This is a genomic window from Pseudoclavibacter sp. VKM Ac-2888, from assembly GCF_015351285.1.
Classification (GTDB): domain Bacteria; phylum Actinomycetota; class Actinomycetes; order Actinomycetales; family Microbacteriaceae; genus Pseudoclavibacter.
Map to the genome: position 1 here is coordinate 242,694 of NZ_JADKSM010000001.1, position 22,151 is coordinate 264,844.

The following is a 22,151-nucleotide window of genomic DNA, read 5'->3' on the forward strand; positions in this document are numbered from 1 at the left end:
CCTACGCCCCGAGGTTCACCCGCGACAGGAACTCCACCGTCTCGGGCCGCTGCGGGTTCGTGAAGAACTGCTCAGGCGCGGCGCGTTCGATGAGCACGCCGTCCTTGAGGAACACGATCTGGTCGGCGACGCGGCGCGCGAAGCTCATCTCGTGCGTCGCCATCAGGATCGTGGCGCCCTGCTCCTTCAACTCGAGCACCACATCCAGCACCTCACCCACCAACTGCGGGTCGAGCGCGCTCGTGATCTCATCCAGCAGCAGCACCTTCGGCTCCGTCATGATCGCCCGCGCGATCGCCACCCGCTGCTGCTGACCACCCGACAGGCGATCCGGGTAACTCGTCGCATGTGCACCCAGGCCCACGCGCTCGAGGATGGCCGTGCCCCGCGCCGCTGCCTCAGCCCGAGGCGTCTTGTGCACCTTTCGGGCAGCCAACGTCACGTTGTCGAGCACCGTCATGTGCGGGAACAAGTTGAAGTGCTGGAACACCACACCGATGCGGCTCCGCACCGCGTCCGCGTTCGCGCGCGGGTCGGAGATGTCCTCGCCGTCGAGGAAGATCTGCCCATCGTCGACCCGCTCGATCAGGTTGATCGTCTTCAGCAGCGTCGACTTGCCCGAACCGCTCGACCCGACCAGCACGATCACCTGATGTGGCAGCACGGAAAGATCGATGCCGCGCAGCACCTGCACGTCACCGAACTGCTTGTGCACGCCCCGAACCTCCAGGACCGGCTTCAGGTCACCGGTGGTGCCAGCGGATGCAGCAGCGCCCGCGGCGGCAGGCTCGTCGTCGTACGCATACACGTCGTTCATACCGTGCCCCCGATCTGCTCGCGCTTCTGCGCCCGAGCCGTGTACCAATCCGTGAGACGGATCATCGGCAGGCTGATTAGCACGAACAGCAGACCCGCGACCACGTACGGCGTGTAGTTGTAGGTGAGCGCCGTCTCGATCTGCGCGGCCCGCACCGCATCCACCGCACCCAGGATCGAGATGAGGCCGACGTCCTTCTGCATGGAGATGAAGTCGTTCATGAGGGCCGGCGTCACCTTCCGCACACCCTGCGGCATCACCACCAGGCGCAACGTGGCAGCGTGCGAGAGGCCAAGCGAACGCGCGGCCACGCGCTGCGTCGGATGCACCGACTCCATGCCCGCCCGCAGCACCTCGGCGACATACGCCGAGTACACGAGCACAAGCGCGAGGGTGCCCCAGACGGCCGCATCCACGCGAGGGAAGATGCCCAACGCCGGAACGCCGATACCCACGAGGTAGAGCACGATGATGATCGGCATGCCCCGGAACAGGTCCGTGTACACCGTCGCGACGGCACGCAACGGGAAGAAGACCGGTCCGCGCAGCGTGCGGATGACCGCCAGCAGCGTCGCGAAGATCGCGACCCCCACCACGGCGACGGCCAGCACGCGGATGTTCAACCACAGACCCTCGAGCACCGTCGGCAGCACCTCGATCGCGTAGTCGAGATCGAAGAACGTCTCCGACACCGCCGCCCAGCCAGGCGTGTTGATGAGCGTCGCCCAGACGATGACCGCGAACGCGAGCGTCGAGACGAGCGCCACCAGCACCGAACGCTGCGACTGGCGTCGCCGGAACGCGCGCCGCTCGAGCTCGATCGCACTCGGCGACCACGGCTCGGCGGCCGCGGCGCTCGCCGACACGTCGGGAGGAGGAGGGACCTGCGACACGAGCTACTTCAGCGTCGGAACGTCAACCGACGTCTCGAGCCACTCGGTCTCGAGCTCGCCGAGCTTGCCGTTGTCACGCAGCGCATCAACGGCGGCCGTGACCGGCGCCGTCAGCGCCGAGTCCTTCGGCAGCACGATGCCGAACTCGTCGCCACCCTCGGTCGAGTCGAACTGGCCGATGATCTTGCCATCCTCGAGCTCCACCCCGGTGAGGTAGAACGCCGTCGGCAGGTCGGTGACCAGCGCGTCGATCTGGCCGCTCTTCAGCGCCAGCACCGTGTCCTCGTTCGAGTTGAAGACCTCAGGATCCTTGCCGAGCGCATCCTTCGCGACCGAGTAGCTCGTCGATGCCGCGGCGACACCAACCTTGGCGTCCGCGAAATCGGCGATCGACGCAGCGTCCGCGACGCTCGACCCCTCGGTCGTGATGATCGCCTGCGTCGTCGTGTAGTACGGCGACGAGAAGTCGACGGCGTTCTTCCGCTCCTCGGAGATCGTGAACTGCTGCAGGTTCAGATCGAAGTCCTTCGGCCCCGGCGCGACGGCGCTGTCGAAGGTGGTGCGCACCCACTCCACATCCTCCGGCGCGTACCCCAGCTCCTCGGCAACCGCCAACGCGACGGCGGCCTCGAAGCCCTCGCCCGTCTCCGGAGCGTTGTCGATGACCCACGGGTAGTACGCCGGCTCGCCGGTCGCGATCGTCAGCTTGCCGGGCGTGAGCGTCTGCAGCCCGTCACCCTCGGCAGCCGGCTCAGTCGTGGACGTGCCGGAGCACGCGGAAAGCGCGAACAGTGCGGCGATGACGCCAGCGGCGGCAGCGCCCTTGCGGATGCGGGAGGAGAGAGTCATGACAAGCCTTTCGTTCACTGCTGAAGATAGGGGAAGGCGCACGCAGGCATGCGCCCATTACGCCTGGTTGCAGGCAAGGCAGGCTCACGCCTCGTGATCGTCGACCAGCGTGAAATCGTCGAAGCTGAAACCGGGGGAGACGAGGCAGCTCACGAGCACCTCGTCCTCGCCCGGCAGCGTGCGCTGCCAGTGCCCGGCGGGGACAAGGGCCTGCGCGTGCCGGAGGTCGAGCGTGACGGGCTCGCGGGCATCCGGCGCAGACCCGTTGCCGCCCAGCTGCAGCTCGAGCGAGCCGGGGCCGTGCCACATCCAGATCTCGTCGCTCGTCACGAGGTGCCAGGCCGACGACTCGCCAGGTGGGAGCAGGAAGTGGATGAGCGTGGCCGCGGGCCGCTCGCCGTTCGGGGTCTGCAGGCGGTCGCCCGACGTCCACGTGCGGCGATACCAGCCGCCCTCGGGGTGCGGCTCGAGGCCCAGCTCCCTGGCGCGCGCGGGGATGGCGGACGGCTCGCGCGTATCCGCATCATGACGCCCCTGCGTAACTGACCCTTCGACTGCAGTCGCCTGCGTCTCGCCCTGCTGCTGCTCTGCGTTCTCCTGCTCAGCCACGTGAAACCTCCAGCTCAGTGGTGTCGGCGGCCCAGACGAGCTCGCCGCCGATCATGGTCGCGGACGCACGGCCTGCCCCCGCCTCGGCGAGCGCGACGATACCGTCAGCCACCGACACCACGGGCACGTCGAAGAACGCCAGGTCGGCGCGCGCGCCCACGGCGAGGTACCCGGTGCGGTCGGGACCGAGGTCGAGGCCCAGCGCGTGCGCCCCGCCGAGCGTCGCCGCCGACAGGATCCGCTCGTGCAGGTCGTCGCCCCGATACCCCTGCGAGCGTGCCACCTCGACGAGCGTCGCGACATCGTGCATGAGGTCGAGCGACGGACTCGACGACAGCGAGTCAGTGCCGATCGCGATCGGGCTGCCCTCCACGAGGTACTCCGCGACCGGCGGCGCATCGAGGCCGATGACCTCGTTCGACCGCGGGCACAGGGCGACGCTCGTACCCCGCTTGCGCAGCAGCGCCCGGTCCGATGCCGTCATGTACACGCCGTGCGCGACGTGGCAGTCGGGGCCAAGCACGCCGAGCTGGTCGACGAACTCGGTCGCGCTCATCCCGAAGCCCGCCGAGCGCATCGCCCGGAAGCTCTCGAGCTTCACCATCTGCCAGGGCTCGCCGTCGACGCCGCTGCCATCGCGCTCACCCTCGAACGCGGCCTCGCCGAGGTGCAGGTGCGTGCGCAGCCCGCGCTGGCGCACGATGTCGGGGATATCGAGCAGGGGAATCGCATCGAGCGAATACGGCGCGTGCGGGGAGAGCCCGGCGCCGGGCGTGGTGGGGATGCGATCGAGCTCCTCCACGATGAGCTGACGGCCCCGCTCCTGCCAGTCCTCGTTGGTCCAGCTCATCACCTCCCAGTAGGTGATGCCATGCAGGCCCGACTCGTGCAGCACGGGGATCGCCGTCGGGTCGGTGACGATATCGGCGACGCTGGTCGTGCCCGCGCGCAGCAGGCTCTGCGCGCCCGCCATAGCGTCGGCGTACCAGTCGTGGGGGAGCACGTAATCGCGGTTGAAGGCCTCGGCCCAATCCTCGAACCCGTTGTACTGGCGCTGCCCGACCGCGGCCATGCCCGTGTACTGCAGGTGCGAGTGCGCGTTGACGAGCCCCGGCATCAGGATGCCGTCGTGGTGCACCTCCCGCGCCACGACGCCTTGCTCGGCGAGCGACTCCGTCACCCAGGCGCGCTCGCCGACGTGCACGATCTTGCCGCCGCGCACCGCGACCGCGCCGCCCAGGATCGGGGGCGCGGTGATCGGAATGACCAGCGTCGCCGTATAGACCGTGACGTCGTTCGTCGAGGTCGTCGCTGCGTTCTGCACGGGCGCTCCAGTCATGCTTTCGGGAATCTGGTGGGATGCCAGGCGGGCCTCGAGCTCGGGCTCAGGCGCGAACCCGGGGCCGTCGGTTCGGACTCTGGCTCGGCCTCCGACTCGGTCTCCGCGAGTTCCGGACTTTTCGGCCCGTCGTCGGCACCGAGCATCCCGGCCGCGATGGCCTCGTCGGCGCTCGGGGGCAGCGGATGCACACCCGGCCCCCGCACGTCGCCGCGCGCCAGCATGCCGGCCGCCGTGAGCTGCGCCGCGAACGAGAGGTCCATGATCTGCACCGGGTTGCCCTCCGCGGCGGTGATGTTGATGCAGCCGCCACGATCGAGGACCAGTGCGGGGGAGTCGCCGGAGACGGAGCTGGCCGCGGACCCGGACGCGGATGCCGCTGCCGCGTCGTCGCCCGCCCGGTCGCCGTGCTCGACCCCGGGCCAGAGCACCGCGTCAACCTTCCACGCCCGCGATTCCAGACGCGCACCCCGCGACTGCGCGTCGTCGAGCGCGATCTCGTCGAGCACGCCGCCCGCGACGGCAAACGCCGTGCCGGGGCCGGCCGCGCGCAGGTGGGCTGCGGTGATCGTCTGCGGCTCACCGGTCGCGGAGACGACGACGTCGGCGGTGCCCACCGTGTCCTCGAGGGGCGCCGTGTCGTAGCCGGCGTACCGCGCCTCGAGCGCCCGCACCGGGTCGAGCTCGCACACCGTGACCACCGCCCCAAGCGCGGACGCGTGCTGCGCGACCCCAACCCCGACCGGGCCGAACCCGACCACCGCGACGCGTGCATCCGCGAAGCCCCTGCCGAGCTGGTCGAGGAGGTCGGCGATCGCGAAGACGCACGACTGGCCCGTGCCGTACCGGTTGTCGAAGCGGGTCTTGACGCGGGCGTCGTTGACGGCGAGGACGGGAATGCGCAGCGCATCGCCCATGGCGTGCAGCGGGCGGAGGCCGCTCGTGGTCTCCTCGGCGGCACCGAGCAGCTCGACACCGTCGTGGGCCGCGAGGCGGATGAGGTGCGAGCCGTCGTCGAGCAGGAACTCGTGGCCCTCGGCGAGATACGCGCGCGCGTTCGCGAGCTGCCCGTCGGCGTCCGCGCCAGAACCGGCGTGGACGGCGAAGCCGCGAGCCCGGAGGGCATCGGCGACGGCGTCGTCGGTCTCGTCGCTGTGCGCGTAGAGCGACACCTGCGCCCCGGCCCCGGCGAGCAGCAGCGAGAGCACGGCCGTCTTCGGCTCGAGCACCATGCTCACCCCGAAGCGACGCCCCCGCAGCACTCCCTCTGCCGCGAGCGACGCGGCCACCCTCGAGGAGGCTGGCATGAACCGGCGAGCCCAGTCGAGGCGCAGGTCGGCGTCACGGGCGGCCGCGTCGGAGCCAGGTTCGAGCGCCTCGGCCCGGCGGCGAGTGGAGTCGAGTCGCGCAGTGACGGGGTCAAGGCGCAGAGCGGCGGGGTCCAGCCGGAGCACGTCGAGGCCGCGGCCGTCGGCGAGGCGGTAGCGTTGCGAAGGCGGCCGCGTCGCGAGCGCTGCGAGGCCGCGTGCCCCCAGCGCGATTGTAAAAGCCCCGTCGTCGCTCGCGTCGACAACGATCGCCCCGTCGCGGAACGGCAGCTCGTCCGCTTCAGCAGCCGACGGACTGGCTCCGTCGGCGGTCAGGAAGACGTAGTCGGCCCGGTCTGACCCGCTGGAGACCGCGCCAAGCGCGCGCAGCAGGCTGCGGAGCGCGCCGGCCAGCTCGCCCGCACCAGTGACGTGGATGCGCTGCCCGGCGATCACCAGGTTCGTGGCGGCAGCGAAGGCGCGCACAAGCCGCTCGGCAGTCCAGGAGGCGTCATTCACGGCGCAAGTCTAGAGACAGCGGGCGACCGACTCGGGACACACGACCGGATTTCGTCACCGTCCGACATCGCATGCCCGTCCGTCGCTCGTGCTAGCCTCCATCCCACGTTCACGAGCTGCAGCGTCAAGTACCTGGCTAGCTGCACGGCAACCCTCCACCTGAGTGGGGTGCCCCAGGGGAAGAACGGGTCGGCACCGCCCGGTGCGCGACAAGTCAGTTCACGCACCAGCCGGTGCCGAGCGGGGCAACCCGCGCGTGCATCCGCCGAACGCGTGGCGTACCCGCGAGGAGCGCACCCATGCCCGAAACACCAACCCCAGGTGGCGACACCACCCGCAACCGGCGTGGCGTCCACCTCATTCACGCGAGGCGCGACTGGGACGCGGAACTCGACCAGGACGCCCTGGCCGCGTTCCGAGGGCTGCCCCACGAGCTCCGCCGCGAGTGGCTACTCGCCGTCCTGCGCTGGCCGCCCCACTCGCACGGCACGCCGACCTTCGCCATGGCGTTCCTGTCCGGCATGTTCCGCAAGGGGCAGGTGGACACCAAACCCGACTGGCAGGAGTTCGCGGGGCGCTGGCACCAGCTCGGCTTCTCGCCGATGCTGTTCCTGCTGCTCAACGTGACGGCGCAGAGCCGCGCGCGGTTCCTGCTCGAAGCCCACGAGAAGGCGCCGAACGGGGCATCGCCCGCGCCGCTGCTCGAGCGCGCCGGGTTCGAGCAGGGGCGCATCGGCTACCGGGCAGGTCACCTGCGTCCCAGCGACTGGAAGGAAATCCCCGCCGCCTACGAGAACGGCGACTTCGCCAGTGCGGTCGGCGTCTGGCTCACGAGAGCGGGGGAGGCTCAGGGCGGATGCGCGAGCTGCGTCGCCCGCAGGCTCGAACGGCGCGCCTTCCGCGATGAGGGTCCGCGCGGCGACGGCCGGCTGCGCGACAGGAACCTCGAGCACCTGAGCCGGAAGTCGACCGAGCGAGACTGAGGGGCAGCGTTCTCTCGAAACCACCGAACAGCGGGCGCAGGACGCCGTGCAGTGGTTTCGAGAGAAAGGTCATGCCCTCGCCGGCTGCCCTCGAGCGGGCGTCGGACAGGAGGAGCAGGGACGCCTACGCGTCGACGACCCCCGTAAAGCGGGTCCCGATGCCATACGAGAACTCCCGGGTCGTTCCGGCGGCAGGCTCCGGCAACTCGTCGAGATCATGGTTGTCGCACGACACGTACGTGAACTCCGGCCACCACTTCTTGGGCCGCACCTTCTCCACCGTCCCGCACACCTCGCACGTCAGCGTCGCCCACACGGGGCGCTTGCCCGTGCGGTTCGCCCGCGACTGTGCCAGCCACGCCGGCGGGTTCGCGTCCAGCTCCGCCAACGCCTCCTCGGCGATGTACGGGGGCAGGCCGTTCCGCTTCGCCATCTCCAGAGGGATGTCGAGGCGGATCGCTGCATCATGTCGGCTGAGCTTCATCCCGCCAGCCTAGAGCGCAGGCGCGCCGGCGGAGTCCGCGGCCGGGTCCGCGGCCGTGTTCGCAGCCGGCAGCGGAGCGAGGTACCTGGCCAGGCTGTCGTCGAGCTCATCCACCCACTTCGTGTGGTGCGTGGATGCGATCGTGCCGGTCATCACGGAACGGTAGGCGCGGTCGCGGTACCCCATGATGTCCTCCGCCTTGTCGTGCTTCCACTCGAGGAAGATCTCCACGACCTCATCGAGGTCGAACATGGGGTAGTCGGTAGCCTCGATGAGGTCACGCACGTAGTCGGCCTGGAAGCGGATCTCGTCCGCGGCCCCGCCGATCGCGTGGAAGCGCTCGAGCCAGGCCTCGATGTCGGCCCGGCGCGCATCCACGCTCGGCAGCACGACGTCGCCCAGGATCACGTCGCGCACGAACCAGGCCTGCGCGTCGAACATGTTGAACGTGAACCACTGGTCCTGCGCGCCCAGGTAGAAGAGGTGCGGGTTCTGCTCCCACACCACGCCCTTGTAGAGGCCCTCCGGGTACACGTTGTTGGGGGAGTCGAGCGCCAGCTCGCTCCGGAGGAACGGGTACTTGTGCAGGTAGCCCGTGCACAGGACGACGGCGTCGAAGTCCTTCTCCGTGCCGTCCGCGAAGTGCGCGGTCGAGCCGTCGAACCGCGTCACGAGCGGGCGCTCCTCGAAGCCGAGCGGCCAGTCGTAGCCCATCGGCGCCGTCCGGTAGCTCGCGGTCACCGAGCTCGCACCCATCTTGTGGGCCTGGCTGCCGATGTCCTCCGCCGAATAGCTGGAGCCGATGACCAGCACGTCCTTGCCCCGCAGGTTCTCCGCGCCGCGGAACTCGTGCGCGTGGCTCACCTGGCCGGGGAACGTCTCCAGGCCCTCGAACGTCGGCATCTTCGGGAACGAGAAGTGCCCGGATCCCACGACGATGCGGTCGAACACCTCGCGGCTCGTCTTCTTCGACTCCAGGTCCTCGCTCACGAGCGTGAACTGCTGCGTCGCCTCGTCGAAGTCGACCCAGCGCACCACTGTGTTGAAGCGCACGTGCTTGCGCACCCCGGCGCGCTCGACGCGGCCCGAGATGTAATCCCACAGGGCCGGCCGCGGCGGGTACGAGGAGATGGGGCGGCCGAAGTGCTCGTCGAAGCTGTAGTCAGCGAACTCGAGGGCCTCCTTCGGGCCGTTCGACCAGAGGTTGCGATACATGCTCGAGTGGACGGGCTCGCCGTGCTCGTCGAGGCCGGTCATCCACGTGTAGTTCCACTGGCCGCCCCAATCCGCCTGCTTCTCGAAGCAGACGATCTCCGGGATCTCCCGCCCCTGCTCTGCCGCCGACTCGAACGCTCGAAGCTGTGCCATGCCGCTCGGGCCCGCACCGATGATCGCAATTCTCATGTTCTGTTGTTCCCTGGTTCTGTATGTCTGGTCGAGTTACGTATGACGCTGTACTGACCACCAGGTTAACAAGTCGCGTTCTCGTCGCCGCCGCCGGCGACGCGGATGCGCCGCTCAGGGCATGCAGACAGCGCTGTCCTCTTCGACCTCGGTGCCCGACGAGTCATAGCCGCCGGTCTGCACCGAGCCGGCGACGATGGCCGTCCCCATCGTCGAGAACGTGTACGTCGTCGTGACGAGCGGGGTCGGCTTCGCGGGCGCCTCCGTGTCGAGTCCGTAGACCGCGCCGAAGTCAGGAAGCTCGGGGAGCTCCAGCTTCTCGGTGTCCGTCTTCAGCGTCAGCTCGTGCTCGTCGGCGAACGCCTGCATGGAGGACGCAGTCCAGCCCTCCTGGCTGCGGGTCGCATCCAGCGCCGGCTTCAGTTCGGTCTGGCACCGCTCAGCGAGCGTCGAACGGAAGACGAGCGTGCCCCCGAAGATCGTGGCCGCGATCGCCAGCAGGCAGAACACGACGCCGCCGAACCTGATGTAGCCGAGGTACGCGTCGCTCCAGTTCGGCTCGCGGTCGCGGAACATCCACCGCTGGCCCGTCGATGCGGCAGCCGCCGGCCAGCCGGCCTGCCACACCCCGAGCACGGCGAAGAGTGCGGCGACGGCGAAGATCGGGAAGAAGTCCATGAGGGCTGATGCTAGACCCGAAGCGGGGCGTCAAGCGCGCTCCGTGAACGCCAGGTCACCGCGTCGTCGCGCCTCGCTCAGCAGGCGCAGGTCATGCTCGCGAACTGGTTCAGCCCGACGACCGCGAAGACGACGCCGGTGATGAGGAACACGGGCGCCCCGAGGATGCCGCACCAGAAACTCGGCGCCTGCTTCTCGCTCGGCAGGAAGAAGGTAACGATCGCCACCGCGATCGCCCACAGCGACACCGGGGCCAGGAACGGCTGCTCGAACACCCAGATCATCGGCACCCAGTGCAGGCCCACGATGAGCAGCATGACGGGCGCCATGAGCTCGCCCTTCTTCTTCCGCAACAGGATGATCGCGGCGATGAGGCCGCCGACGACCTCGACCGCCACCATGGCGATGTAGACCGCGAACGGCACGGAGTCGACCCGCAGGGCCGTCGCGCTCGTCCAGTTCCTGATCGCCGTCGGCAGCGTGATGCCCACAAGTGCGACGCCGGCGAGGCTCAGCACCCCGAAGACGATGCGCCAGGCCCAATGTCGGGGCCGCTCCTGCGCCCACCCCGCCCATACGAAAGTCGCGAAGCCGAACAGGGACGCAGTGAAGATGACATCTCTCGGGAATTCCACGGACAGCATGCGCACCCCTTCATCGTTCATCGATGTGCGGCTCAGCCTAGGGGAGCGAGCCGCCCCGGGGCGGGGGAGAAGTGCCCCGACTCCTCGTCAGATCAGGTCGCGGATCGCCCCGTAGCTCGCATCCACGTCGTGCAGCCAGAACGGGTGACCGACCTCGGGAAGCTGACGCACCTGCCACCCGAGAGCCTCGAGCTCGGCGGGCATCGGGGCGGGAACCACGGCCTTCCCCTCGGCGGAGAGCACGATCGTGGATGGCACGACCGGGACGGCAGGCGTGTACGGAGCATGCGCGACCTGATCGAAGATGCCCACCGTCATCTTCCCGTCGAAGCGCTTCTTCGCCCGAGCGTTCAGCGCCCGCGTCTCTGCCGAGTACCGCTTGGTGTCATTCGTGCCCGATGCGGCGCCCGCCAGCATCACGAGCGGCAGCGTCACTCCGGACAGCGCCCAGAACACGCGCGCTCCGACTCCCTCGCTTGGCAGTCCGAGCTTGAACCCCGGATCGAGGTAGATGGCCCGTTCGGGGCGAAGCCGGGGCACCGCCCGCACGAGCAGGGCGCCGCCGAGCGAATGCCCGACCGCGCTGTGCAGATCGTGCGGAAGCGTCTCGATCAGGTCATCGACGAACTCGTCGAGTCGGTAGCTCTCGGCCCGCGGGCTCTCGCCGTGGCCCCGCAGGTCGACGGCGATGGCCGTGTACTCGCCCGACTCGGCGATGCGCCCGGCCAGCGAGCCCCACAGCTCGGCGCTCGCGCCGATACCGTGCACCAGCGCCACCTTCCGGGGGCCGTCGCCGGTGGTGATCGTGTGCAGCTTCATGCATCCGCTCCAGTGCTCGTGTCCGAATCGCCGCCCACGCTACGCGTGCCCGCTGTTACTCTGAGCGCGTGTCGGAACCCGGGGTCTTCCTCATACCGGCCCTCGCAGTGCTGGCCCCCCTCTTCACGCGCAGCATCTCGCGCTGGGTGAAGGTGCCCATCGTCGTGTTCGAGCTCCTCCTGGGCATCGCCGTCGGGCCGAGCTTCCTCGGCTGGGTCGACAAATCGGACCTGCTCGACTGGCTCTCCGAGTTCGGCCTCGCCGCCCTCTTCTTCGTCGCCGGCAACGAGATCCGCTTCCGCAGCCTCGGCGGCGGCCCACTCGCCCGCGCATCGCTGGCCTGGGTCGCGAGCCTCGTCATGGGCCTCGCCGCCGGGTTCCTCATCGCGCCGGGAGAGGCGGCCGTCATCATCGCGATCGCCCTCAGCTCGACCGCGCTCGGCACGCTCATCCCCATCCTCCGTGACGCTGGGGAGCTCAGCTCGCCCTTCGGCAAGGCGACGACCGCGATGGGAGCGGTCGGCGAGTTCGGGCCCCTCGTCGCGATCTCCATCTTCCTCGGCACCCGCTCCCCGGGCGTCTCCACGCTCGTGCTCGCGCTGTTCGTCGTCATCACCGGCGTCGCGATCTTCGTCGCGGTGCGCATGCAGCACGGGCACCTGCATCGGCTCGTGAGCGCGAGCCTCCACACCTCAGGTCAGTTCGCGGTGCGCGTCGTCATCTTCACGCTCGCCTGCCTCGTCGCCCTCAGTGCGATGCTCGACCTCGATATCCTCCTCGGCGCCTTCGCCGCCGGAGTCATGTGGCAGATCATCATGCGCAGCGCGCCGGAGGCCGACCGCGAGCAGGTCGAGAGCAAGATCGAGGCCATCGCCTTCGGCTTCCTCGTGCCCCTCTTCTTCATCTACACGGGCGTCACCTTCAACCTCGATGCGCTCCTCGGCAGCCAGCTCGCGCTCATCCTGCTGCCGGTGTTCCTCATCCTGCTGCTGGCGATCAGGGGGCTACCCGCCCAACTCGTCGCACCGCGAGGCGCGGGCAACCGCGAACGGGCGGGTATCGGCCTCCTCAGCGCGACAGCCCTGCCCATCATCGTCGCCGTGACCGCGATCGGGGTCGACCAGAAGGTCCTCGACCCTGGCCTCGCATCGTCGCTCGTCGGGGCGGGAATGCTCTCCGTGCTGCTCTTCCCCATCCTCGGCATGGCACTGCGGCCAGCGGACGCGAAGCGGCGCGAGAGCGCCAACGTCTGACGCAGCGGGATTGCTGCAGGGACGCGGCGGGATTGCCGCCGGAACACGGCAGTTCGACCGAACCGTCAGGTGTGAGGGCCGTCAGGTGCGGCGACCGTCAGAGACGGGGCTGGTGTCGAGGGGTCAGCGCGGCGCTCGGAAGGCCGTGATGTTCGCGGAGTTCCAGCGCAGCGCATCCCACTCGCCGTGGAACGTCAGAACGGTGATCCCCGAGGTGGGGTAGCCGTGCCGGATCTCCCGCGCCAACTCCGAGTCCTTGTCGGCGGCCAGCGCGATCGCAGTGCCCGAGACGGTCGGCTCGTGGCCGATGACGAGCAGTGTCTGCACCTCGGCGTCGGTCTCCTTGACCTGCTCGAGGTAGTCGTCCTCGCCGCCCATGTAGAGGGTGCTCGGGAACTCGGCGGGAGCGAGGATCTCGGCGGTCTCGAGCGTCTGCCGCGTGCGGGCAGCCGGCGAGCAGAGCACCTTGTCGACCTTCGGCGCGTTCGCGCGCAGCCAGTCGCCGGCCTCCGCGGCCTCCTGCACGCCCCGGTCGGCGAGCGAGCGCTGGCGGTCGTCGATCGTCATCGGATGCTCGGCCTTGGCATGGCGGAGAAGGATCAGAGTGCGGGGCATGGGGCCAGCCTAGAGAACGAGATGGGCAACACGTCGAAGGCTGACCGCGTCGGTCGCTTTCGCGAGCTGCATGGGTCGGCAGCGACTGTTTCGCTACGCGATCGCGCCCCGCGCATCCGCTTTATATCTTTGATATCTGCGGAGGCGCGGGGCGCGACGTCGTGCGGACTGCTCGGTCTGTCAGGCCTTGACGAACTTCAGGAGCGCCGCGTTGACTTCCTCGGTGTGGGTCCACAGGAGTCCGTGCGGGGCGCCGTCGACCTCGACGTACTCGGCCTCAGGGAACGCCGCGTGGAACGGGCGCCCCGTCGCGTCGATCGGCAGGATGTTGTCGCTCGTGCCGTGCAGGATGAGCGACGGCTTGCCGCTCGCGCGCACCGCCGCGACGTCCTCGCGGAAGTCCTCGATCCACGTGGGCACAACGGCATAGGCGGCGACCGGCGCCGACTGGGTTGCCGTCGTCCAGTTCGCGTCGACGACCTCCTGGCTGATGCGCGAGCCCAGGTTCTCGTCGAGGTTGTAGAAGTCCTTGTAGAAGTTCGTGAACCAGGCGAAACGGTCGGCCTTCGCGTTGTCGGAGATGCCGTCGAAGACCTCCTGCGGAACGCCCGTGGGGTTGTCGTCGCGCTGCACGAGAAACGGCTCGAGCGAGGCGAGGAAAGCCAGCTTCGCAACGCGGTCGTGACCGTGCTTGCCCACGTACCGCGCCAGCTCGCCGGTGCCCATCGAGAAGCCGACCAGGATCACGTCGCGCAGGTCGAGGGTCTCGAGGACCACGTTCAGGTCGTTCGCGAACGTGTCGTAGTCGTAGCCCTCGGTCACCTTGCTCGACTCACCGAAGCCGCGGCGGTCGTACGTGATGACGCGGTAGCCAGCGGCCAGCAGTTCTCGCGTCTGCCGCTCCCAGCTCGCCCCATTCAGGGGGTACCCGTGGATGAGGACCACCGGCTGCCCCGCGCCGTGGTCCTCGTAGTAGAGCTCGATGTCCGTGCTGTTCTGCGTCCCGACCTTGATGTAGCCCATGGCGGTGCTCCCTTCATCGTGGCGAATGCGACCGGCCCCGCGACGAGATCGTGCGGCGAGGCGTCGCGGAGACAATCCAAGGACACGCGCCTGACCGCGAACCGAGACTGTGACGCCGGAAGGCTCCGAGCGTCGCCGTCTTGAGTGCGTAGGCGAGAGCCTCAGCGGGCGGGGCGAGGACTGGTGGGGGCCGTGGTCGAGGTGAGTCAGGTCGTCTGGACTGCGCGGAGGTCACCTGCTGGTGGGAACGGCAGCAGGTACTCGTTGTGCGGCACGGTCATGTCGCCCCAGTCCTCGCGCTTCACGCGGATGCGGATCGCCGACACCTCCGTGATGCGCACACGGGTCCAGCGGCCGTCCTCGAGGCGCAGCTCGTAGGCGTCGGCGAGGTAGCCGATGCCGGTCTCCTCCAGGAGGGTCTCGGCCTCCAGCCAGTCGATGGCATCCGAGCGCTCCCGCCCGAGCAGGTCGATGACGACGAAGCCGTCGCCGCGCGGGCACATCCACCCGAGAAGCTCGCCGTCTCCTCGTCGGTGCTCGATCCATTCGCTGGGTGCAGTCATGCGCCGATGCTAGCCAGCCTCCGGAGACGGTTGGCGAGGTGTGGATAACTTCTGCGCGAATTCTCGGAGGCCACTACGTTGACGCCCATGCGTTCAGGGGAGAGAAGCAGGCGTGCCGTCAGGGCCGCGCTGCTCGTCATGCTCAGCGTCGGGTCGGCCATCGGGGTGAGCGGATGCGCGCCCCAGGAGCCGGCCCCAGGGCCAACCCCCAGTCCAACGCTCAGCGCGCCGCCCGGCACCGCGCCCGTGCTGCCGACCAACGAAGAAGCCCTCGCGATCGTGGAGGAGCTCGTGCCGAAGTTCCTGGCGGCGGAGGCGGCAGTGTTTGCAGGAAGCGCGGAGTTGGAGGGGCTTCGCGCTCTTGCAACCGATGAATACGTTAGCGCCATAGGCGAATCTCTGAGCGAGATGTCGGCGGCGGGCCAACAGGCTACGGGTTCTTCTCGAGCAACTGACTTCCGAATCCAGAGCGTCGAATCCAGGAGTGGGGAGGCCGCCATTAAAACATATGCGTGCTACGACGTGACGGACTTCGATGTTGTCGATGCATCTGGCAACAGCGCGCGTGTGGAGGATGTCCCGAATCGGTTCACCGTCGTGTTCGAGGTCGTCCGTATCAGTGAGATGTACAAATTCAACGGAAGCGAACCATGGTCTGGCGCAAACTCCTGCTCATGAGTCTGGCGCTGACCGCCACAATTCCGGGCCCGGCCACAGAGTCAATCCAAGCGACCTGCAACTCGAGCGATTTTGTGCTCGGCGGTTGCACTCCAAGCAATTCTGGGTCCGGAGTCACCTTGGACGTCGAGGAGACGTACTCGGACGAGTCCACATCTCCGGACCTCTCCGACGGCGGCGGGGGCGGGTGGGACGACGGAGAGAGCGGCGGAGATGGTGGCGATGCAGCTGCCCCGGGCGGCCCGCCTTCGTTCACGCCCAGCGTGAGGGCTCTGGCGTCGCCGATGAGCTCGCTCCTCACGCCGGTGCAGTGCCGAGGCTGCGGTGGCGGTGGGGGAGGCGCACGACCGACCGCGCCTGCCCCGCCCAGGAGCTTCACGATCAGCGACGTGCTCACGCTCGCACCGGCATCGGTGACGCTCGCTGCGGAGCCGTCCACGTGGAGCATCGTCGGGTCCCACACGAACTTCTTCACCACAGCGACTAAGCACGCCGCTGCAGGCACCGTCCTCGGGCACCCCATCACCGTGACCTTCACGCCCGTGTCCTACCGATGGGACTCCGGCGACGGCACCACGAGGGAGACGACCACGCCGGGAGCGAGCTGGGCGGCACTCGGCCAGGAGGACTTCACCGCAACGGCAACCAGCCACGTCTACCGCGAAAAGGCCAACGTGCAAGCTTCCGTCACCGTCACATACACGGCAAGCGTGACCCTCGCGAACGGGGCGAGCATCCCCGTCACCGGCACCCTCGACCGAGCGTCGGCGGCTGTGCCGATCGAGCTCTTCACCGCCGACACCGTCATCACCGTCGGCGACTGCAGCGAGCACCCGCAACAGCCCCGTTGCTGATCTGCCCCAGACAACGACCGTCGCGAGCGAAGGCGAGCAATCGCGAACGCGAACTCGAACCCAGCTCGAGGCCGGCTACTCCTGCCCGGCCTGATCGAAGACGACGGAACCGTCAGGCAGCACCGCCCAGCCCGGGTTGTGCGCCACCTCCCAGACGACGCCGTTCGGGTCCTCGATGAGCCCGTGGAAGACCCCGCCGAACTCACCCTCCTGCGGCACCTTCAACATCACCCCGCCACCGGAAGCCATCGCCGACACCACCGCGACGACCTCCTCCCGGCTGCCAACGTTGTGCGCCAGCGTCACACCGGACACCGTCGACCGCTGCTCGCCCGTGCCCAGGTCACGGTCGAACTTCTCCGCATCGAAGAAGCCAAGCACCTGACCGGCCCCGATCTGGAAGAACAGCACCTCGCCCACCACATCCAGCAACGGCTCCCACCCCAGCGCCTCCGAGTAGAAGCGCCGCGCCTCGTCCAGATCACGAGTCGCGAACGTCACGAAGTTCACCTGCTGCTTCACGAGCGACCCACGAACGCCGACAAGTTCTCCAGCGACGACGACATACCGTCGACGTGGTCCGCCTGAGCGATGCCACTCGGCACGTCGTAGGCCGAGACCGTCACCAAGGTCCCGCCAGGGAACTCCGCCAGCTCCCACACCATCGTCATCGTTCCAGCGAACGCGGGGTCTTCCGACTCGAACACGACCTGCTGCGAGACCCGCTCGTCGGGCACGAGCTCCACGAGTACAGACGCCGAGACATCCCGAGACTCGGACGTCTTCCCGCCACCCGCCGGCGCCTCCGCGTAGGTGAGCTCGAGCACGCTGCGCCCGCCCACCCAGGGCTCGAAGCTCAGGTATCTCCCCGACATGCCCTGCGGCGGCAACCAGGACTCAAGCGCCCGCTGGTCCAGCAGCGCTCCGTAGACACGGGATGCGCTCGCTGGCAGCACCCGGGAGACCCGGTCGACGCGTGGTTCGAAATCGCTTGTCATGACCGGAAGGTAACAACCCGAGGTGGGGATGCGCCGACCGGCCTGCAGAAGAAAATCCAAAGAGATTCCGACGTGTGTCGATTCCGCTGGCCCCCGTTCGACGCAATAGTAGAAGGGTGCTGACCGGCACCCTGAAACCGGCCCCGAATGGGTCGCAGACAAGGAGAACCATCATGAAGTTCATGCTCATCATGCGCGCCACCGACGAAGCCAAGGCCTCCTACGAGAACACCGACTTCACCGAGATCATCAACGCCATGGGCAAGTACAACGAGTCGATGATGGAGGCCGGTGTCCTGCTCGCAGGCGAAGGGCTCGCCGACGACCTCAGCACGGCCTTTGTCGTCGACTTCACCGGCGAGCAGCCCGTCGTCACCGACGGCCCCTACGGCGAGACGCATGAGCTCTTCAACGGCTTCTGGATCATCGAGACCGCAACCCGCGACGAAGCCATCCAGTGGGCGTCCCGCGCCCCACTCCAAGGTCCAGGGTCGAAGCTCGAAGTTCGCCGCGTCACCGACATGAGCGATTTCGAAGGCCACGAAGACAACGAGTACCTCCGCAAGGAAGAGGGCTGGCGCGAGGAACAGGCGGGCGCCTGAGACCCGGCACGTCTCGAGTCCTCACCTCGCCAACGGCCATGACCGCCTCCGAGCACGGCCACGAACCTGAGACGCGCCGCGGCTCCGCCGGGGGTGCTGCCGCTTCCGCTGCCGTTGGTGTCGAGGTCGATGTCGACGTCGACGTCAGCAAAGCTCCGCGGGCGAGCGTGGCGGCTATCGATGCGGTCTGGCGCATCGAGAGCGCGAGAATCGTCGCCACCTTGACGAGGATGGTCGGCGACGTCTCCCTAGCAGAGGACCTCGCGCAGGAAGCGGTCGCCGACGCGCTGACGCAGTGGCCAGCGTCGGGCGTCCCGCTCAACCCGGGTGCCTGGCTCACGGCCGTCGCCAAGCGCAAGGCCATCGACGGATGGCGGCGGCGCGAGCGACTCGACGAGCGCTACAGCGCCATCGCGCGCGACCTCAGCGAAGCGGATGCATCTGCGAGCGACGAGTGGGAGCCGATCGGCGACGACGTCCTTCGGCTCATGTTCGTCGCCTGCCACCCGGCGCTCTCCCGCGAAGCCCAGGTGGCCCTCACTCTGCGCATCGTCGGTGGCCTGACGACTGGCGAGATCGCGCGCCTCTTCCTGCTGCCGGTCGCGACCGTGCAGCAGCGCATCGTGCGCGCCAAGAGGAGCCTCGGCGCCGCCAAGGTGCCCTTCGAGACGCCCGACCCCAGCGAATGGACCGCCCGCCTCAAGGGGGTCCTCGCCGTGATCTACCTCATCTTCACGGAGGGGTACGCGGCGACTTCCGGCGACCGCTGGCTGAGATTCGACCTCGCGGCCGAGGCGCTGCGCCTCGGCCGCGCCCTCAGCAGCATGCTGCCGCGCGAGCCCGAGGTGCTCGGGCTCGTTGCGCTCATGGAACTGCAGTCCTCGCGCTTCGCGGCGCGCGAAGCGGCGGATGGCACCCCGATCCTCCTCGCAGACCAGGACCGCCGCCGCTGGGACCGATCTGCGATCCTCCGCGGTCGCACCCTCCTGGCGCGAGCGGATGCGCTGGGCAAGGGGCGAGGCACCTACTGTCTGCAGGCCGCCATCGCCGAGCGTCATGCGGTCGCACCATCCGTTGCGAACACCGACTGGCCGCAGATCGTCCTGCTCTACGAGGTCCTCGGACGCATCGCGCCGAGCCCCGTCGTCGAGCTCAACCGTGCGGTGGCCGTGTCGATGGCGACGGGACCCGCCAGCGCGTTGGCGATCGTCGACCGGCTGGGTGCATCCGGTGCTCTCGCCGGCGGTCCGCTGCTCGCGAGCGTCCGCGGGGAGCTGCTGGTGCAGCTGGGGAGGGTGGATGAGGCTCGCTCCGAGCTGCTGGTCGCCGTCCAGCTGAGCGGCAACGAACAGCAGCGCCGGGTGCTGCAAGGGAAGCTCGACGCGCTCGGGGCCTGAAACCAGGGCGGCACGAGAGCTGCGTCACGCAGAAACGACCAACTTGCGTGACAGACGGGCTGCCCGGGCCGAGTTCTGGCCAGATGCACCGGTTCTGTCACGCAAGTTGGTCAGCGGATGGAGTGTGAGGACGGGCGTGTGGGGGCGGCTTGGGGACGAAGCCCAGGCCGGAGGTGTCGGCTGGGGCGATGAACGCTAGGCGCGCTCGAGCACCAGGAGGAACTCGACGTCGCCAGTGGGCTCCACGGAGACGAACCCGAGGTTCGGCGCCTCGACACCGTAGTCGGCGAAGGTCACGGGGATGCTGCCGGCGACCTGCACGGTCTCGCCGTCGAGGCCGGCCGTGATGTCGATGCTCACTTGCTGGCTGACGCCGTTGAGCGTGAGCGTGCCCGTCGCCGGGATGGTCTCCTGCGTGCCCTCGGCGAGGCCATCGAGTGCTGCGACGGGCTCGTCGAGCGTGAAGGTCGCTTCCGGGTTCGTGGTCGTGTCCATGGCTTCGGTGCGGAAGTACTCGTCGCGGCGCTGCTCATCGGTCGCGATGGACGCCACGTCGACCGTGATGTCGGCGGCCGTGAGCTCGGTGTCGGTGGTCGTGAGGGTGCCGGAGACGGTCTCGGTGCGTCCGGTGACGGTCACATCCGTGCCGTTGAGGACCTCGTCGACGCGGTAGCCCGCGTAGGAGCCAGCGGCGACGGTCCAGGAGCCGGCGAGCGATCCGACATCCGCGCTGCTCGGGGTCGTGGATTCGATCTCGAGGGCAGGGGCTTCAGCTGCGGGGGCGGCGATGACATCGCGGTAGATCATGGGGCCGAACACTGCGGCCGCGATGCCGATCACCACGACGACAGCCGCGATGACGATGCCGATGGTGGCTTTCTTCGATGGCTTCTTCATAGTTGTAGCTTGAAGCACTTTTCTATGGACGAGCTATGGGTTTGGCGTCACCTTCGTCTGAGAAGAGGACTGGTGCTTTCATCCGCGACCCGTCTATGGCACGGCCCTGACCGACGCACGGCTCCAGCACAACCGCCCCGTCATAAGGTTCGAGTGCACCGCTGTGCGCGCAGCCGTGATCGTCGAAGGGACCCCGGTGAACGACGCCAACGAGACCAGCAAGACTTCCGCCCTCGCATCCCGGCCATGGCTGGCCGCCTACGCGGAGGACGTGCCCCACGACATCCCGGAGGTTCGGGAATCGCTCGTGGACCTGCTCGACAACGCGGTCAAGCGGTTCGGGTCTCGACCCGCGCTCGAGTTCTTCGGGGCGGAGACCAGCTATGGCGAGCTCGGCGAGCAGGTTGCTCGGGCTGCTGAGGGGCTCCGCAAGCTCGGAGTCGGGGCCGGAGACCGGGTGGCGCTCGTGCTCCCCAACTGCCCGCAGCACGTCGTCGCCTTCTACGCCGCGCTCCGGCTCGGGGCCATCGTCATCGAGCACAACCCGCTCTACACGGCCCGGGAGCTGCGGCACCAGTTCGAAGACCACGGCGCGAAGCTCGCGATCGTCTGGGACAAGGTCGCGGACCTCATCTCCGAGCTGCCGAGCGATGTGGTGCCGGAGACGATCGTCGCCGTCAACATGTCCTCGGCGCTCCCGTTCGGGAAGCGACTCGCCCTGCGCCTGCCCATAGCCAAGGCCCGCGAGTCGCGCGAGGCCATGACGGCAGCGCCCTCGGACCGCAGGGTGCTCAAGTGGGAGCGCATCGCGAACGCCAAGCGCATCTCGAAGCGAGTGCCGCATCCCGGCATCGATGACGTCGCGCTGCTGCAGTACACGAGCGGAACGACCGGCAACCCCAAGGGGGCGATCCTGACGCACCGCAACCTGCGCGCGAACGCGGCGCAGGGACGCGCCTGGGTGCCGGGCCTCACCGAGGGGCGCGAGACCTTTTACGGCGTCCTTCCGCTCTTCCATGCGTACGGCATGACGCTGTGCCTGACCTTCGCCATGAGCCTCGGCGCCAAGCTCGTCCTCTTCCCGAAATTCGACGTCGATCTCGTGGTCGCGGCGGCGAAGGCGTCGCCGCCGACGTTCCTGCCCGCGGTTCCGCCCATCTACGACGCGCTCTCGCGGGCGTCCTCCCGCAAGGGCGTCAGCTTCACGAGCATCCGCTTCGCGATCTCCGGGGCCATGAGCCTGCCAGTGAAGACCGTCGAACGGTGGGAGGAGGTCACCGGCGGACTCCTCGTCGAGGGGTACGGCATGACCGAGACCTCACCGGTCGCGCTCGGCAACCCGGTCGGTCCGAGCCGCCGCCCCGGCACGGTTGGCGTGCCGTTCCCGAGCACGCACATCCGCGTCGTCGACCCCGAGGACCCGACCGTGGAGCGTGCCTTCGGCGAACCGGGCGAGCTGCTCATCCGCGGCCCCCAGGTCTTCCAGGGCTACTGGAAGCGCCCTGACGAGACGCGGGAGGTGCTGCTCGCCGGCGGATGGCTTCGTACGGGCGACATCGTCACCGTCTCGGACGACGGGTTCGTGACGGTCGTCGACCGCATGAAGGAGCTCATCATCACGGGAGGCTTCAACGTGAGCCCCTCCGAGGTCGAGGAGGCGCTCACGGCGCATCCCGACGTGGAGGGGGCGGCAGTCGTCGGCCTGCCCCGCAGCTCTGGTGGTGAGGATGTGACCGCCGCGGTTGTCCTCCGGGAGGGCGCCGCGTTCGATGCAGATGCCCTTCGTGACTTCTGCCGCTCTCGCCTCGCCTCCTACAAGGTGCCGAAGCGGGTTGTGCAGGTCGACGAGCTGCCGAAGTCGCTCATCGGCAAGGTGCTCCGTCGACAGGTGCGGGACGGGCTCGTCGCGAAGCGCAGCGAGTAGCG

24 protein-coding genes and 1 riboswitch are annotated in these 22,151 nt (G+C 68.7%); of the genes, 7 read left to right on the top strand and 17 right to left on the bottom strand.

The window, feature by feature from the left end:
• Nucleotide 1: 1 nt before the first annotated feature.
• From ITJ61_RS01180 to ITJ61_RS01205, 6 genes are all read right to left on the bottom strand, one after another.
• A complete protein-coding gene (locus ITJ61_RS01180) occupies nt 2–817 on the bottom strand; it encodes an amino acid ABC transporter ATP-binding protein (protein WP_194685250.1) in 816 nt (271 codons plus the stop codon).
• Entirely contained in the window at nt 814–1,710 is an 897-nt protein-coding gene (locus ITJ61_RS01185; protein ID WP_323744283.1) for an amino acid ABC transporter permease, read from the bottom strand. Before ITJ61_RS01185 ends, ITJ61_RS01180 begins: the two co-directional genes overlap by 4 nt.
• A gap of 3 nt (nt 1,711–1,713) precedes the next feature.
• On the bottom strand, nt 1,714–2,559 hold the full coding sequence (locus ITJ61_RS01190) for an ABC transporter substrate-binding protein (protein WP_194685251.1): 846 nt from the start codon (nt 2,557–2,559) through the stop codon (nt 1,714–1,716).
• 84 nt (nt 2,560–2,643) lie between these two features.
• A complete protein-coding gene (locus ITJ61_RS01195; RefSeq protein WP_323744284.1) occupies nt 2,644–3,168 on the bottom strand; it encodes a cupin domain-containing protein in 525 nt (174 codons plus the stop codon).
• On the bottom strand, nt 3,161–4,507 hold the full coding sequence (locus ITJ61_RS01200) for an amidohydrolase family protein (RefSeq protein ID WP_194685252.1): 1,347 nt from the start codon (nt 4,505–4,507) through the stop codon (nt 3,161–3,163). The genes ITJ61_RS01195 and ITJ61_RS01200 overlap by 8 nt, the downstream gene beginning before the upstream one ends.
• Nucleotides 4,504–6,333, bottom strand: coding sequence for an adenosylhomocysteinase (locus ITJ61_RS01205; protein ID WP_194685253.1), 1,830 nt, complete (start codon nt 6,331–6,333; stop codon nt 4,504–4,506). The genes ITJ61_RS01200 and ITJ61_RS01205 overlap by 4 nt, the downstream gene beginning before the upstream one ends.
• A 107-nt stretch (nt 6,334–6,440) precedes the next feature.
• Nucleotides 6,441–6,555, top strand: a riboswitch (SAM riboswitch).
• Nucleotides 6,556–6,632: 77 nt separating this feature from the next.
• Between ITJ61_RS01205 and ITJ61_RS01210 the strand changes: the two genes are divergently transcribed.
• Complete coding sequence (locus ITJ61_RS01210; RefSeq protein ID WP_194685254.1) at nt 6,633–7,316, top strand: hypothetical protein; 684 nt, start codon at nt 6,633–6,635, stop codon at nt 7,314–7,316.
• Nucleotides 7,317–7,440: 124 nt separating this feature from the next.
• On the opposite strand, the gene ITJ61_RS01215 is transcribed toward ITJ61_RS01210, so the two are convergent.
• The 5 genes from ITJ61_RS01215 to ITJ61_RS01235 form a co-directional block, all read right to left on the bottom strand.
• Nucleotides 7,441–7,800 carry a hypothetical protein gene (locus tag ITJ61_RS01215; RefSeq protein WP_104241063.1) on the bottom strand — a complete coding sequence of 120 codons (360 nt, stop codon included), beginning with the start codon at nt 7,798–7,800 and terminating at the stop codon, nt 7,441–7,443.
• A 9-nt stretch (nt 7,801–7,809) separates the two neighbouring features.
• Complete coding sequence (locus ITJ61_RS01220; RefSeq protein WP_194685255.1) at nt 7,810–9,204, bottom strand: NAD(P)-binding domain-containing protein; 1,395 nt, start codon at nt 9,202–9,204, stop codon at nt 7,810–7,812.
• Nucleotides 9,205–9,318: 114 nt separating this feature from the next.
• Complete coding sequence (locus ITJ61_RS01225; protein WP_194685256.1) at nt 9,319–9,882, bottom strand: hypothetical protein; 564 nt, start codon at nt 9,880–9,882, stop codon at nt 9,319–9,321.
• Between the two features lie 77 nt (nt 9,883–9,959).
• Entirely contained in the window at nt 9,960–10,526 is a 567-nt protein-coding gene (locus ITJ61_RS01230) for a hypothetical protein (protein ID WP_146081959.1), read from the bottom strand.
• 87 nt (nt 10,527–10,613) lie between these two features.
• Entirely contained in the window at nt 10,614–11,345 is a 732-nt protein-coding gene (locus tag ITJ61_RS01235; RefSeq protein WP_194685257.1) for an alpha/beta hydrolase, read from the bottom strand.
• 68 nt (nt 11,346–11,413) lie between these two features.
• Between ITJ61_RS01235 and ITJ61_RS01240 the strand changes: the two genes are divergently transcribed.
• Nucleotides 11,414–12,598: a cation:proton antiporter gene (locus ITJ61_RS01240; RefSeq protein ID WP_194685258.1), complete on the top strand. Its 1,185-nt coding sequence runs from the start codon at nt 11,414–11,416 to the stop codon at nt 12,596–12,598.
• A gap of 123 nt (nt 12,599–12,721) precedes the next feature.
• Here the strand turns inward: ITJ61_RS01240 and ITJ61_RS01245 are convergent, their stop codons facing one another.
• The 3 genes from ITJ61_RS01245 to ITJ61_RS01255 all read right to left on the bottom strand — a co-directional run bounded on the left by ITJ61_RS01245 (nt 12,722) and on the right by ITJ61_RS01255 (nt 14,799).
• Nucleotides 12,722–13,213 carry a SixA phosphatase family protein gene (locus tag ITJ61_RS01245; protein ID WP_104241069.1) on the bottom strand — a complete coding sequence of 164 codons (492 nt, stop codon included), beginning with the start codon at nt 13,211–13,213 and terminating at the stop codon, nt 12,722–12,724.
• A 180-nt stretch (nt 13,214–13,393) separates the two neighbouring features.
• Entirely contained in the window at nt 13,394–14,236 is an 843-nt protein-coding gene (locus ITJ61_RS01250; RefSeq protein WP_104241070.1) for an alpha/beta fold hydrolase, read from the bottom strand.
• 206 nt (nt 14,237–14,442) lie between these two features.
• A complete protein-coding gene (locus ITJ61_RS01255) occupies nt 14,443–14,799 on the bottom strand; it encodes a hypothetical protein (protein WP_194685259.1) in 357 nt (118 codons plus the stop codon).
• A 279-nt stretch (nt 14,800–15,078) separates the two neighbouring features.
• Between ITJ61_RS01255 and ITJ61_RS01260 the strand changes: the two genes are divergently transcribed.
• Both ITJ61_RS01260 and ITJ61_RS01265 read left to right on the top strand, forming a co-directional pair.
• Nucleotides 15,079–15,477, top strand: coding sequence for a hypothetical protein (locus tag ITJ61_RS01260; protein WP_194685260.1), 399 nt, complete (start codon nt 15,079–15,081; stop codon nt 15,475–15,477).
• Between the two features lie 284 nt (nt 15,478–15,761).
• Nucleotides 15,762–16,331 (top strand): hypothetical protein, encoded by a 570-nt coding sequence (locus ITJ61_RS01265; RefSeq protein ID WP_194685261.1) that lies wholly within the window; start codon nt 15,762–15,764, stop codon nt 16,329–16,331.
• A gap of 75 nt (nt 16,332–16,406) precedes the next feature.
• Here ITJ61_RS01265 and ITJ61_RS01270 read toward each other — a convergent pair whose 3' ends face one another.
• Both ITJ61_RS01270 and ITJ61_RS01275 read right to left on the bottom strand, forming a co-directional pair.
• Nucleotides 16,407–16,853 carry a VOC family protein gene (locus tag ITJ61_RS01270; RefSeq protein ID WP_194685262.1) on the bottom strand — a complete coding sequence of 149 codons (447 nt, stop codon included), beginning with the start codon at nt 16,851–16,853 and terminating at the stop codon, nt 16,407–16,409.
• Nucleotides 16,850–17,329, bottom strand: a complete 480-nt coding sequence (locus tag ITJ61_RS01275) for an SRPBCC domain-containing protein (RefSeq protein WP_194685263.1) — start codon at nt 17,327–17,329, stop codon at nt 16,850–16,852. Before ITJ61_RS01275 ends, ITJ61_RS01270 begins: the two co-directional genes overlap by 4 nt.
• A 173-nt stretch (nt 17,330–17,502) precedes the next feature.
• Here ITJ61_RS01275 and ITJ61_RS01280 point away from each other — a divergent pair, with 173 nt between their 5' ends.
• Both ITJ61_RS01280 and ITJ61_RS01285 read left to right on the top strand, forming a co-directional pair.
• A complete protein-coding gene (locus ITJ61_RS01280; protein WP_104241075.1) occupies nt 17,503–17,931 on the top strand; it encodes a YciI family protein in 429 nt (142 codons plus the stop codon).
• A gap of 38 nt (nt 17,932–17,969) precedes the next feature.
• A complete protein-coding gene (locus ITJ61_RS01285; protein ID WP_194685264.1) occupies nt 17,970–19,328 on the top strand; it encodes an RNA polymerase sigma factor in 1,359 nt (452 codons plus the stop codon).
• A 195-nt stretch (nt 19,329–19,523) separates the two neighbouring features.
• On the opposite strand, the gene ITJ61_RS01290 is transcribed toward ITJ61_RS01285, so the two are convergent.
• Nucleotides 19,524–20,225: a YceI family protein gene (locus tag ITJ61_RS01290; protein WP_104241077.1), complete on the bottom strand. Its 702-nt coding sequence runs from the start codon at nt 20,223–20,225 to the stop codon at nt 19,524–19,526.
• 196 nt (nt 20,226–20,421) lie between these two features.
• Here ITJ61_RS01290 and ITJ61_RS01295 point away from each other — a divergent pair, with 196 nt between their 5' ends.
• On the top strand, nt 20,422–22,149 hold the full coding sequence (locus tag ITJ61_RS01295) for a long-chain-fatty-acid--CoA ligase (protein WP_194686670.1): 1,728 nt from the start codon (nt 20,422–20,424) through the stop codon (nt 22,147–22,149).
• Nucleotides 22,150–22,151: the final 2 nt, after the last annotated feature.